This window comes from Corynebacterium auriscanis, from assembly GCF_030408435.1.
Classification (GTDB): Bacteria; Actinomycetota; Actinomycetes; order Mycobacteriales; family Mycobacteriaceae; genus Corynebacterium; species Corynebacterium auriscanis.
This window is the reverse complement of sequence record NZ_CP047046.1, coordinates 32279-45871: the sequence shown is the minus strand read 5'-3', so window position 1 is coordinate 45871 and position 13593 is coordinate 32279. Positions and strand designations below refer to the sequence as shown.

Annotated in this window: 10 protein-coding genes, 1 tRNA gene and 1 pseudogene; 8 read left to right on the top strand and 4 right to left on the bottom strand. The window is 56.3% G+C overall.

Annotated features, from left to right (window positions below; translation table 11 throughout):
• Window positions 1–28 precede the first annotated feature (28 nt).
• Entirely contained in the window at window positions 29–1480 is a 1452-nt protein-coding gene (locus tag CAURIC_RS00175) for a peptide MFS transporter (RefSeq protein ID WP_290182853.1), read from the top strand.
• A gap of 1867 nt (window positions 1481–3347) precedes the next feature.
• Here CAURIC_RS00175 and CAURIC_RS00170 read toward each other — a convergent pair.
• Window positions 3348–3887, bottom strand: coding sequence for a hypothetical protein (locus CAURIC_RS00170; protein WP_156963341.1), 540 nt, complete (start codon window positions 3885–3887; stop codon window positions 3348–3350).
• Window positions 3888–3895: 8 nt separating this feature from the next.
• On the bottom strand, window positions 3896–4303 hold the full coding sequence (locus CAURIC_RS00165; protein ID WP_156963343.1) for a hypothetical protein: 408 nt from the start codon (window positions 4301–4303) through the stop codon (window positions 3896–3898).
• Window positions 4304–5081: 778 nt separating this feature from the next.
• Between CAURIC_RS00165 and CAURIC_RS00160 the strand changes: the two genes are divergently transcribed.
• Window positions 5082–5405 (top strand): transposase, encoded by a 324-nt coding sequence (locus tag CAURIC_RS00160; RefSeq protein WP_035113210.1) that lies wholly within the window; start codon window positions 5082–5084, stop codon window positions 5403–5405.
• Window positions 5406–5483: 78 nt separating this feature from the next.
• Here CAURIC_RS00160 and CAURIC_RS00155 read toward each other — a convergent pair whose 3' ends face one another.
• On the bottom strand, window positions 5484–6020 hold the full coding sequence (locus tag CAURIC_RS00155) for a transposase (RefSeq protein WP_290182851.1): 537 nt from the start codon (window positions 6018–6020) through the stop codon (window positions 5484–5486).
• A gap of 173 nt (window positions 6021–6193) precedes the next feature.
• Window positions 6194–6278 (bottom strand) — tRNA-Leu (locus tag CAURIC_RS00150).
• Between the two features lie 468 nt (window positions 6279–6746).
• Between CAURIC_RS00150 and CAURIC_RS11075 the strand changes: the two are divergent.
• From CAURIC_RS11075 to CAURIC_RS00125, 6 genes and pseudogenes are all read left to right on the top strand, one after another.
• Window positions 6747–7094: pseudogene (locus CAURIC_RS11075) on the top strand (DUF3662 domain-containing protein); the annotation flags it as partial.
• Between the two features lie 636 nt (window positions 7095–7730).
• On the top strand, window positions 7731–8471 hold the full coding sequence (locus CAURIC_RS11070; RefSeq protein ID WP_412766412.1) for an FHA domain-containing protein: 741 nt from the start codon (window positions 7731–7733) through the stop codon (window positions 8469–8471).
• A 175-nt stretch (window positions 8472–8646) separates the two neighbouring features.
• On the top strand, window positions 8647–9162 hold the full coding sequence (locus CAURIC_RS00140; protein WP_070434426.1) for an FHA domain-containing protein FhaB/FipA: 516 nt from the start codon (window positions 8647–8649) through the stop codon (window positions 9160–9162).
• Window positions 9159–10700, top strand: a complete 1542-nt coding sequence (locus tag CAURIC_RS00135; protein ID WP_035114396.1) for a PP2C family protein-serine/threonine phosphatase — start codon at window positions 9159–9161, stop codon at window positions 10698–10700. The genes CAURIC_RS00140 and CAURIC_RS00135 overlap by 4 nt, the downstream gene beginning before the upstream one ends.
• A 3-nt stretch (window positions 10701–10703) precedes the next feature.
• On the top strand, window positions 10704–12143 hold the full coding sequence (locus CAURIC_RS00130) for an FtsW/RodA/SpoVE family cell cycle protein (RefSeq protein ID WP_035114393.1): 1440 nt from the start codon (window positions 10704–10706) through the stop codon (window positions 12141–12143).
• On the top strand, window positions 12140–13591 hold the full coding sequence (locus tag CAURIC_RS00125) for a penicillin-binding transpeptidase domain-containing protein (RefSeq protein WP_035114390.1): 1452 nt from the start codon (window positions 12140–12142) through the stop codon (window positions 13589–13591). The genes CAURIC_RS00130 and CAURIC_RS00125 overlap by 4 nt, the downstream gene beginning before the upstream one ends.
• Window positions 13592–13593: the final 2 nt, after the last annotated feature.

Genomic DNA, 13593 nt, shown 5'->3' with positions numbered 1-13593 from the left:
AGTCCGTCGTGATGCATAATGACTTTTCATGACAACAATTGAACACCGTACAACTCAATCGGTTCCACCCGCCCTGCCCGCCATTGCGGGTGTGGAAATGTGGGAGCGCTTCAGCTTCTATGGCATGCAAGCCATCCTTACCTATTACCTCTACGACCAAGCTCAGGGTCTAGCACTCGAACAATCCCATGCCACCGCACTAGTCGGTGCGTATGGTGCGCTGCTGTATCTGTTTACATTTGCGGGAGGTTGGGTCGCAGACCGCGTGCTCGGCGCAGAACGCACACTGCTCACGGGCGCGGGCCTTTTGATCGCGGGCCATCTATCGTTATCCCTCATTCCGGGATTCCCCGGGTTGTTTGCAGGTTTGTTGCCCCTGGCCTTGGGTTCGGGGTTGCTCAAGACTGCAGCGATCACCATCCTGGGAGCCGCTTTCCCCCCGAAAGCTGGCGCAAGGGACGGCGCGTTTCAGATCTTCTATCTGGGCATCAACATTGGTGCCCTCTTTGGGCCAATGCTAACCGGCTGGTTAGCATTGGCCCGCGGATATCATGTCGGTTTCGGTGCGGCTGCTCTGCTCATGGCTATCGGTTGCGCCATGTACCTCGCCCTGCGCTCACGCATGCTATCGAACTTGGATAGCGCGAGGCGAGCACTGGTGACACAGCCAGCCAATCCGCTAGCACCGCGCCGGTTAGTCCTTGTTTCCGTCTTCGCCGCAGTAGCTGTCGCCGCTGGAATTTGGTCTATCACTACCGGGGTTATCACCCCGAATCGCATGGCTTTTGGCCTGCTCATCGCGACCGTCACCGTGGCGGTAGGACTGTTTGTGGTGATGCTTACCTCGTCGCAGGTGAACGCTGATGAACGTACCCGTGTTGTCGGTTTCATTCCGCTTTTCGTGGCCTCAACGATGTATTGGGCTTTACAAGCACAGACTTATGGCGTGCTCGCAGTCTATTCGGACCAGCGCCTTGATCGCACTATCGGATCCTTCGAAGTCCCCGCCGCATGGACCCAATCCCTCAACCCCTTTTATATCTTGGTTTTCACGCTGCCCATCGCCGGCGTGCTGGCTACACGTGCGATGCCCGGCCGCAACCGCCTCATGGGTGGCGGGCTGGCATTGGCCGGCGCCGGAATCCTATCCCTCCTACCTTTTGCTCATTCCGCATCGGTGCCGTTTCTAGCTCTAGCAGTGTGCATCCTCCTGATGAGCCTAGGCGAGCTATTCATCGGCCCGATCGGCATGGCAGCCACGGCTGCGCACGCCCCTACTGCATTCGCCACCCGTTTCTCCGCCCTCTTCTTCTTGTCTTTGGCCATCGGCACCTCCCTGGCCGGCAGTTTGTCCACGTTCTATTCCGCCGAAACGGAGCTGACATACCTTGTGGTGGTCGGGTTAGTACCGATTGCCACTGGCCTGGCGATCGCTCTGAAGAAACCACGCACTTGGGTACCGGGTTACAAAACTGTGTAACCTAACCTAGGTTTTGTTCTGCTTGAGTAGAAAAGAGAACCTACGGCACGCTGAAGAGGTTTTATCAAGATGCGCAGGACAGTGTGGTCCGTTTGCTTGAGGATCGCAGTGGGGTGGAAGGGTGTTCTCTTCAAAGCCAATGCAAGGTTGTCGCCCGATACTTGGAGGTTGTGGCACAGTGCCCATCAGTGAAATTCGGCAGGTTCGTCGTGAAGGATACGTCCAGTAGGCCGAGTACGACGTTCTTGCAGACAATGCCAGACTACGGCGGGAGAATCCGAAACTGCGCGACACCAACGTGTTGCCCAAAGCCGATTGAGTTTTTTAGCAACGACCACATCGACCCCCAACGCTGACAATGATCCATTCCATCGACGACAACCGCGATCGTTCCTCCGTCGAGTTCAGGTGCCAGACGCTAAACGCTCACCGCGAGGGGGGTTTTGTCACCTCTGGCAGTTACCACCAGTCCAAAGCCCGCAGAATCAGCGCTCGCTCCATCTGTGATGCTGGTTTGATCGAGTACGTTAAACAGATACACCGACGCGATGCTAGGGTAAATGGGCCAAACGGGCTATGGAGTGCGGGCATGACAGGTCTTCGCACGTCTTGCGGGTTTGTTTAAGCGGCTTTCGTAACGGGTGTGTATTCCCGCAGAATCGCCGACTGGGTCTAGTCAGATACGATGCGCGCCGAAATGCCGCCGCTGCAGGCGTTGAACTAGGCTATCGCGTCAGCCAGAAAACCGCAGTTCGCGTGTATCAATTCTGGCCATAGGTGACGGATGGTGTCAACGTTGTATATGATGATAGGCTTTCACTGTTCAGCCGACGGGAACTGTGGGAGACTCAGACGATAATGCGCTTTTCCGTTAAGCTCTCTAGTCCACTCACGTGAGCGTACACTATTGTCCAGTACGCAACACCCTCTGGGCATTTGCTTCCAAATGTTGCGTTAAACAAGGACTACCAGACATGAGCCCGAACACACTTCAAGTGAATCGATTTTTGTTGATACAAAATACACTACAGTGAAGGCATTGAGTACACCGCCCGGCACAATCCGCACTGAACTCAACAAAAGCGTCACCCACTGACGACCACGCATCAACGAGTGAAAAGACACCAGAAAACCCCACGGAAAACTCCCACGCCCAACGATTCTGGTCAGACCCCTTCCGCTGCATCGGAATCACCCCCGAAAATATTAACCTATTTGAACGAGACGTCGCCCGCGCCTCAACCGGCGGTGGTGGATACAGCGAATTCCTCTGATCGGGTGTGGTGCCCGGTGAAGCAAAAACACAAGGAGCAAATCTCACCATAGCCTTTCACTAAACCCTGGACCACCTAGCCAGTGAAGAAACCATTGCCTCAGAGAAAAAGCCTCCGTCCACGCCTCACGAGTCATGGCTGACCTCTACAACGCCATTGTGGGAAGAGACGCCGACGACAGTGTTGGCGACGAAGACCCAACGACACGAAAGATGAAGACTGGACAGTCCAAAAAACTAGCGTGTTCCAGGCACACACCTGTTCCTACTCTACGGTGATGACGCGGGACTATGACCAAGAATCGCATCAACGCATGATAAGCATAACTATAACCGGACTTTCCCGAGGAGAGTGTTTCGTTAAACCTTAAAGCTGCAATTATTGAACAACGATCTAAAGATTACCAGTCTTTGTGATTGTAGAAAACAAGAACCGCAATCTCGAATACAGCAAACAAGGCCACTGATATAAAAAGGAAAACCCGGTCAGACAAATTACAAATGATATATAATAAAATGAGGAAAGTTATGAGAATTCCAGAGGCTAGTAACCTTGTCATTAAAGGGAGTCTACTCATGATGAACTAATTCTATCTAATTGCAATTCTCTTTTCCAACGGGATTCCATCGTTTTCCATCTGATGGATAGCGTACTTGATAGCACTGCCCGGCACGAAAAGAGTTGTTACGCATTGATGCCCTAATCATATCCTTCGCTAATTGACTACCACCTACGCTGCAAAGAAATCCAATTATGGCCTTAGGTAGGTTTGGAATCTTTTTAGTTACGCCTACTGCAGCACAGCCACTTGCCCCAAGAATTCCAAGGGCAATACCTGCGGCGCTTCCCAAAACGTTTAATTCCTGCCCCCAGAAGTTAATATACATACCTCTACCCCAAGTCACTTTAGGATCTGCCACAATAGGGTAAGATGCCCCTTTTGTATCAATTCTCTGTATGATTTTATTTCCATCAATGGAGTAGGTGGTTGGGAGCATTTTCCCCTTAGCATCGACGGCCCAAGGCTCATCTATAATTCCACGAACTACCGTTCCTAAGTTTTCTCTGCTGGATACAATATGAATCGACCCATCACGCAACTTCCTTAGCTTCGATGGTTTATCGGTATTCATGGAAAATACTACACCCGCATCATTTTGATCATGTATAATCTGGGCCAGTTGGACAGAATTGTGTCCCTTTTTTGTATTACTGTAGTATTTTTTCCTTGCGCAACAGCGAATCCATCTCCTTTCTTTAAAGCTCCTTGCTGACCATATATTGACAATGTTCCAAAAGAACTATCAGTTAAACGCGTGGGATCTTCGGAGGAATTCGGTAGCTGAACTGTGATCGCGGTCGCTGCGTCGGATACTGAGCGCTTTACAGGAGCGTGCGCATTCTTTGCAATTGAAGTGGCGTTGTCTACCATTTCAATTGCTCGTTGCGTACCTGGGTCTGCAATTGCTGCATCTGCTGAAGCGCCGGCCACAGTTACTGCGATAGTAGTTGCGCTAATTACAAGCATTTTAGTATTTTTGTATAGCATTCTGCCAGCTGTCCTAGAGTGAGGGGTAAAGTTGTTGTGACTATACCTTTGCATCAAACCTCCTACTAGGGTATTGCCCGAAAATGTTCGTGCGAGGCACCTATCCAACGAATGCTTCTCGAATGACAGGAGCTCCTATTCGCTAAGTATGACTTCTTGACTAAGGTAACAGAACCGCCACTACCTCCGGGGATTACTAAACAGCTGGGTGCGATTTCGGCTAAGAAGATCGGCAATGACTGAGTGAGTTCGAGCTAATGGGCCAAGGAGTGATCGTAAAATTCACGAACAAGGGGCAGCGATGTTCAAAGGACTCCACCCCTGTTGTTAGGTCGATGCTGGGTTTGATGAGGTCAGTACCGGAAGTGGCACGAAGAGTAGACGCTGGATGAATTTTGTAATATTACTTGATCATATCCCTATAAGTATTGCCACTCGTCATCCTTACTCAGCAAACAATGTAGTTCGTTTGTTGCTTTTAGGCTTGCCCATTCATTAGGTTCATTGTTAGCGTCGGGGCCGTGTAAGCGAATAACGGTGTAACCAGAGCAACCTTGGATAGACCAGTATTCCATTTTCTGACAGCGCTAGGGCTATAGCTGACACTGAACAGCTAATATGATGCATTCATAAATTTCGAAGGCTGTAGTTTGAAACTGGCAGGGCAATAATTCATATGGAAGCAGCGGTATCAGGCTCTTCGCGTTTTGGAGTGCGTAGGTCGTTCTAAACCGGCCTGGGTTGGTGAGAGGGCATGATGTAACGCAGGAGGAACATCATGGCTATCAGTCCCTACGACCAGGAGACCCGGCAGCGGGCGGTGCGCCTGTATTTCGAGGAGCGTGCTGACGGCGCTTCATCCAAGGCAGCCGCACTACGCGCTGTCGAAGCTGTCATCGGCATCAAAACATCCACTATCCGCAACTGGGTACGCGCAGAAGAGAAAAAGGTGGGCGTCGCCGTCGAGCAATCCAACGCCGAGAAAGACGCGGAGCTTATCACCCTGCGCAAAGAAAATGCCCGGCTCAAAGAAGCCAACGAGATTTTGAAACTGGCCTCAGCTTTTTTCGCCCAGGCGGAGCTCGACCGCACACTGAAGTGATCGTGGACTTCCTCCGCACTCACCGGCACCTGTATTCCATCGAGCGGATGTGCCGCGTGCTCAACGAGCATGAATACGCTATTTCACCAGCAACGTTCTACCGCTTCCAGGCCCGTGGTTTCGGGCCCACCCCTGCCGAGCTGGACGAGGCTTACACCGCGCACCGGCTCTTTGAGCTGTGGCGGGCCAATCGGGTTCAAACGCTACGCGCTGTCTGCCCAGTTTGATCAGATTTTTGTCGATATCCAGAGCATCACGTTGGTTGATGCCACACACCGATGCGGCATCCTTGCGCCCTGACGCATTGACTCTAAGTTGTAGGTACCCGCAGCGTCTGGTGGTTGCGGCAGCTCGTCGTCCATGCGGGTTGCGTTTCCACAAGCCCAGTTCAATACCGATCCGATAGACCACGCTCGAGTTGACCTTGCATTGACGAGCAATATCCATCAGCGCCCAACCAGCAACCCACAACTGGCTGATACGCTCTGACCCCTCCGAAGACGTAACACGATATCGTCGAACCTCCACGTCCAACTGCCGGGCAAGCCGATACGCCACAGAATGAGGCAACCCGACGCTGACAGCGGCAGCACGAACAGAGCTTCCTGCCTGCATCAAACTACAAAAACGTTCAACCACAACAGAATCCGGATCCCACCGAGACTCCAAGACAACACCTCACACGAAGTCAGGTGTTTCCACGATCACTAGAACTTGCCCCCTGCCTCACAATGCGCAAACCCCGGGGCGCCGAATCGCTTCGATGCCCCGGGGTTTCCAATTTTTCGTGGGCGAAGGGGGACTTGAACCCCCACGTCCTATAAGGACACTGGCACCTGAAGCCAGCGCGTCTGCCAATTCCGCCACTCGCCCGAGTTGCGTTATTTCCATTCGCATGGTGCCGCTTTTCGCGACAGGACAAAACTTTAGCACGGCTTCTTAAATCTAAACAAAATACGGGCCTCAACTGCGGAAACACCGAACACAAGGGCTTTCGGAACGGTGTCTCAAATGTAGTTATGCCCATATTGTGCTTTATACTGGCTGCAACCACTCGACGGTGGCCTCACCTGCCGTCGCGTGCGGTTGGCGTGAGGGCCCGCCCAAGAGGGTTTTAACGAATCCAAGGCGAAGCCCCGTATCCAGAGTCCTGCCCACCGAGCTATCGACTTCGGATTACCAGCTGTTACAGTTGCGGAGTTTTCCGCCCCCAGGGATGATCCACATTGATGTACAGCTTCGTTCGTCCGCCCGGCACGGCCCACCCGGCACGGCTCACCCGGCCTCGTGCGCACGACTTACGCAGACCGCGCGTTGGATAAAGATAAGAAAGGAAACCCGATGGATCTTTTCGGTCGCTTCCGCAAACTGGATAGCTCACTGCAACGTGGCTTAGACAACGGTCTAGCGCGCGTATTCGGTGGCGAGGTTGTCCCGACGGAGATTGATGAGCTGCTCAAGCAGCAGGCCGAAGAAGCCGTCATGACCGATAACTACGGCAAGCAGCTCGCGCCTTGTTTCTACACGGTCTTGGTCTCCGCTGATGATCACGAAAGCCTCATTCAGGATCGCCCTAACCTCGAAAGCGATCTCGCAGACCGCCTCACCCGCTTCACCCGCAACAACGGTTGGACCACCCCGCAACCCATCACCGTGGAAATCGTCGCTCACCGGAACCTTCACAGCGGTCAATTGCGGGCCCGTTCACTGTTCGGTGAACCGGATCGTCGGCCTTCTTCACCCGACGCCCCCACCGCCAGCAGCGACGCCTCTGCCCAGGCATCCGAGCAGTCCGCCAACGGGCAATATGGCGCTGATGAACAAGGTGGATCGCCCGACGGCAGCTACCCAGATTCCTACCCTGGGCAGCAATTGAGCTCTCCGGCCCAGTGGCCACAGCGCAACAGCAATGGTCAGCGCTCAGCCGCCGCACGTGAATACGATGCGCACGATTCCGCAGCCTACGACTTGTCTGGCCGTCCCAGTGACGATGCCAAGGCGAGCACCAACGCTCGCGGATTCACCGAAGACAGTGCCGAGAACAACCCAACATCCGGCAGCGGGCACTTTGAAAGCGCCCCGGGTGAGCGTGTGTACGAGGACACTGCGTTTAGCCAAGCCACGTACCGGGAGCCGGATCCGGAATACGCTAGGTCGGACGAGGTCTCGGAGAAGCCCGGGGAGAATTACGCACGCGAGTCCGCCACGAATTCCCCTTCGACAAGCATCGAGGACGATCGCCACGCGGACGACAATCGTGGCGCAAGCAGAGGAAACCGCGGTTTAGCAGACGTAGTTCGTCCTGGCGGTGCGCACGCGGCTGGTATGGGCTCGGCTTTTGCAGCCAGTGCGGGTAGTGCCAGTGCGGGCAACGCCGATGCTGCCGGTGCCGATTTGGCTGGTGCCGATTTTGCGGGTGCTAATACGGGCGGTGCCAGTGCGGGTAATGCTAGTGCGGCCAGTGCGGGCAACACGGATGCTGCCGGTGACGGTTCTGCTGGCGCAGCTTCGGCAGGCACTGGCGCATCTACTGTCGCACCCCAAAACAACGATTCCCACAATGACAATGACCACGCGCGCCGCGCTCACGGGGATTCCCTGAGTGCCAATGAAGGCTGGGATGGGGACCAGGGTGGCGTCGATGGAACAGAATCCCCAACCCCAAACCAACCACAAGCACAACAGCCCAGCTACCCCGGCACGGAGATCATTGCGCAAGCCGCACCCGACACGCCCGTCAACGGTGGCGAGGGCTACGCGGACGAAGAATCCGATATGCGCGTGATCCTGCATCTACGAGATGGTTCCGATCGAAAATACTGGCTCCAGGAGGGCTCGAACATCATCGGGCGCGGCAATGGAGTGGATCTGCGCATCCCCGATACCGGAGTTTCCAGGCAGCACGCGGATATCGTCTGGGACGGTTACGACGCAGTGTTAACCGACCTGAACTCCACCAACGGCACGACTGTGAACGATACACCCGTAGAAAACTGGCTCTTGGCCGACGGCGATCTGATCGTCGTGGGGCACTCCGAGATCCTGGTGCGTTTCACCCAGAATTAAACGCAGAATTAAACCCGGGACGAAGCCCTGGGTGAAACACCACTGGGCAGGATGAATCAAGCTGAACCGGCAGGGTTCATCGGTGCGTCTGCGTACCACGGAACCTCTACCCCCTCAGCGCCGTCTAAACTAAGGTATTTAACGTTCGGTTGCCACCAACGAGAGGTTGAATCCTGTGCAGACTACCCTGCTGCTCCTGGCGAAGGTCGCTCTGCTTATCCTACTGTGGTTTTTCATTTGGATGAGCGTTCGCGCTTTGCGCAAGGAGGCGAACCGTGCGTCGGGCTTGCACGCCGGTGCCGCTCCCGTCGCTGCCGCGCCAGCTATCCCCGGAGGCGGAATGGGTGGGGAGCAGCCGAGTGGTCCCGGAATTGGCCGGGGATTCCGCCGCGCCAAGGCTCCGGGGGCCCTTACGCTCATCTCCGGTCCCCTCACCGGCACCTACCTGAACCTGCAGGGATACAACGAGGTCACGCTAGGCCGGTCGCAGGATTGCACCCTTGTGCTGGAAGACGATTTCGCTTCCGGCCGCCACGCGCGCCTCATTAATCGCGGATCGGACTGGTTCATAGAAGACCTAGATTCGCGCAATGGAACGTGGCTCAATAATCAACGCATCGATCAACTCGAACGCCTCAGCGCGGGCGCCGAAGTTCGTATCGGCCAAACCAACGTGAGGATGGAAGCATGACCCACAGCTCCTCCCCCGCCCGCACTCTCAACTTCGCGGCCTGCTCCGACCGAGGCCTAGTGCGCGCCAACAACGAAGACTCCGCGTACGCCGGCCCCCGCCTACTGGCGCTGGCCGACGGCATGGGTGGCCACGCCGCCGGTGAAGTAGCCTCACAGTTCCTCATCGATTCGCTGCGTCCGCTGGATTCACCACTAATCGATGAACCCAGCCACCATGAGCGCCTCGGCACCCTCTTGGCCACCGCGATGGAAGACGGCAACAACCAAATCGCCGCGCACGTAGAAGAAAACCCCACCCTGGAAGGCATGGGATGCACGCTGTCCGCACTGCTCTTCCGCGGCGAGGAAGTGTGTGTATGCCACGTTGGTGATTCGCGCGGTTACCTGCTGCGCGATGGTGAACTCACTCAGATCACCAAGGACGATACCTTCGTGCAATCCCTGGTGGACGAAGGCAAGCTGGACCCCGAGGATGTCAGCAGCCACCCTCAGCGCTCCCTTATTCTCAAAGCGCTCAACGGCCGGCCCGTGGAGCCCACAATCAACTACCGCTCCGCCCAGATCGGCGATCGCTACCTGCTGTGCTCCGATGGGTTATCCGACCCGGTGAGCTTCGACACGATCCGCGAGATCCTGTCGATCGACAGCCCCAGGAAAGCCGCCCGTCGCCTCGTTGAGATGGCGCTGCGTGGTGGAGGCCCGGATAACGTCACCGTGGTTGTGGCCGACGTGGTGGAATTCGACCCCGAGACCAATCGCGCGGTCGACGAAAACATCACCTTGCCCGCCACCGAGGTCCTTGCCGGCGCCATTGCCGGCGAGACCGAGGAAATGCCCCGCCCTAACTCCCCCGCCTCGCGCGCAGCAAGTGTGCAAGTGGTCAACGCTAAGCCGAGGAACGGGGCGTCGACAAAAAAATCTGAGCCTGACCCCTCCGAAGCGCGGGCTCAGGCGAGAAAGAAAAACAAGCGCTTCCCCTTCGTCACCGTCATCGGGATTCTCCTGGTGCTGGCTCTGCTCGGCATCGGAGGTCTGCTGGGATACAACAAGATCCGCGACAACTACTTCGTCGCCGAAGATGGTGACCAGATCGTAGTCAACAACGGTGCAGATGCAACGATCCTGGGGATATCCCTGAAAAACCGGTATCACGACGTGTGCCTAGATGAGGACGCGGCAGTGCGACTATTGCCCGCCAACTCCGATGATTCCTGCCACCGCTTCAACACCGCGGACCTCACACCCGCAGCTCGCGGTGTATTGGCCAGCCTGCCGGAGGGCAACTACGACGAGGTCTCACAGCAAGTCCAGCGCCTTGCAGAGCAAACTCTCCCAGTGTGTGTCAAGCGCGATTCGAACCGGAAACCGCCCGAGGCTAACTCCAGCTCTCCGGCGGATAAGAACAAGGCTTCGGAATCCACTAGCGCTTCCGAATCGACCAAGCCCACCGCCAACAACAAACCGTCTGACTCCCGCAACGCCGCCGAAAACTCCGACCTGACCACCCCTGGTGTGTCGTGCCGTGAGGTGAAGTAACACATGAAACTGTTTTCACGACGACTAGAAGCCGGCCTACTGGTACTCGCCGCGCTCGTGTTAATGATCGCCATCGTGGCGCTGGAACTGTCCCAAGGTAACCAGATCGGCTCCGACATTTTCGCCCTGGTTGGCGGATTCTTCTTGGTGTTCCTCATCGCCCACACGGTGATGTGCTGGATCGCGCCGAATTCAGATCAAATCATGCTGCCGATCGCGGCTCTACTCAACGGCGTGGGATTGGTGATGATTTACCGTTTGGACCTGGCTTCGGACAGAAGCCTGGCGAAGTCCCAGGTCATGTGGACGGTCATCGGCGTGGCCATGATGTGCGCCGTTCTTGTATTCCTGCGCGATCACCGGCGACTGCAAAACTATTCCTATCTCATGGGTCTGGCGGGCTTAATTCTGCTGGCCTTGCCAACCGTGTGGCCCACCAGCCTCAACGCCGATGCCAGCGTGTGGATCAGCATCGGCCCATTTTCCATCCAGCCCGGAGAATTCTCGAAGATCCTTCTGCTGCTGTTCTTCGCCACCCTCCTGGTCAACAAGCGCCGCCTATTCAATGTGGCAGGCAGATCATTCCTCGGTCTGCAATTCCCGCGCTTACGTGACCTCAGCCCCCTGCTACTCGTATGGGGTATCGCGCTGGTCATCATGGCTGCGATGAACGACTTCGGCCCGGCCTTGTTGCTGTTCGGCACCGTCCTAGGCATGTTGTACATCGCCACCAACCGCGCCTCTTGGCTGGTTCTGGGCCTCGGCCTAGCCGCCATCGGTGCCGTGGCCGTTTACCAAGTTTCTGCAAAGATTCAAGACCGGGTGGCGAACTTCGTAGACCCCATCGGCAACTATGACGACAAGGGATTCCAGCTCGCCCAAGCACTTTTCGGCATGTCCTTTGGCGGAGTGACCGGTACCGGCTTAGGCTCCGGCTACCCCTTTCAAGTCCCCGTCGCGCACTCGGACTTCATTCTGGCCGCTATTGGGGAAGAACTCGGACTGATCGGCCTTGCCGCGGTACTGATCCTGTACGCTTTCTTCGTCTCGCGCGGATTCACCAGCGCCATGCTAGTCAAGGATTCCTACGGCAAGCTCGTTGCTGCTGGTTTGTCCCTGACCATCGCCGTACAAGTTTTTGTGGTCACCGGTGGAATCTCCCGCCTCCTGCCCATGACGGGCCTCACCACTCCCTTCCTGGCCCACGGTGGTTCCTCCTTGCTAGCGAACTACATCTTGTTGGCCATTATCCTGCGGATTTCCGACGCCGCTTATTCCCCTGAACCCGCCCCTGCCTACGCGGCTGGCGCTGCGAGGGACGGCTACGCACCCGCTGAATTGGAACCAAACGATGGTGCAACTAATCACCAGCCGGTGGTGGGCGCGGGGCGTCAAGAAGAATTACCCAACCAAGCCAAGTGGAACGGGGGCTACCAACCATGAACCGCTCCATCCGTGCCGTAACCATTTTCTCGGCGCTGTTAATTGTGGCGTTGATTGCCAACCTGACGTATATCCAAGCCTTCCAGCACGAGAGCCTGGCGGAGAATCCGCGCAATGCGCGCCAATACCTCAAGGCGAAATCGCAAGAACGCGGGCAGATCACCGCAGGGGGCCAAATTGTTGCGCGCTCCGAGGCAGATGAGGATGGGTACTACCACCGGTACTACCCTACGAACCCGGCACAGTACGGGGCCGTGGTCGGATACTTTTCCGATCGGTTTGGCGCTTCGGGGTTGGAAGCCAGCCAGAATTCGATCCTGAACGGCACCGACGATTCACTGTTCGCCCGGCGCGCGTGGGACTCGCTAACGGGTAAGGAAATCAAGGGTGCGAACGTAGACCTCACCCTACTGCCGAATGTGCAGAAAGTGGCCTACGAGCAGTTGGCGAACCGCGGTTATTCCGGTTCGGTCGTGGCGATTCGCCCAAGCAATGGCGAGATCCTAGCGATGGCCAGCACCCCCAGCTTCAATCCATCCGAGATCGTAACCGATGAGCCGAAGCAAGCCGAGGCCAATTTCGCACAGTTGTCGAATAGCGACAATGCCCCGTTGCTCAACCGGTCCACGCAACAGACCCAGCCCCCTGGATCCACCTTCAAGGTCGTGACCACTGCGGCCGCACTGATGGCCGGCGATAATGAAAACACGATGGTCACCGGCGCCAACCAAATCACCTTGCCAGGGACTGCTGCCACCCTGGAGAACTACGGTGGCACCTCCTGCGGTGGCGGTGGACAGGTCACGTTGATGGAAGCCTTCCGCCGGTCCTGCAATACCGCGTTCGTGGATCTTTCCACCCGACACGGTGCCGATGCACTACGCAAGGCGGCCAAGGGATTCGGTGTCGGCGAAGAGATGGACGACGTAGGACTGCCCGTGCAGAGGTCAACCTTGGGCGAGATCCCTGACGATGCCGCGCTAGGTCAAACGTCAATTGGACAGCGCGATGCGGCCCTGACCCCGCTGCAAAACGCTGTGATCGCAGCTACGGTGGCCAACGGTGGCAAACGGATGGAACCGCACCTGATCAAAAAGATCACCGGTTCCGACTTGAAGACATTGAAGTCCACGAAGCCGAAGAAGGCAGGCGATGCCATGCCAAGGGAAACCGCCGACCAACTAACGAAGATGATGTTGCAGGCGGAGAGCTACGCGGGTGGACAGGACAGCACAATTGCATCAAAGACCGGTACTGCAGAACACGGCGAGGATTCGCGAAACTCTAACCCGCATGCCTGGTATATCGCTTTTTCCACCCAAGCGGATGTCGCAGTAGCAGTGCTAGTGGAAAATGGTGGTGACCGTGGCCAGGCGGCAACTGGTGGTTCAGTTGCCGGCCCAATTGGGCGCGAAGTCATCAATGCGGCCAGGCAGGAGCTGAAGTAACC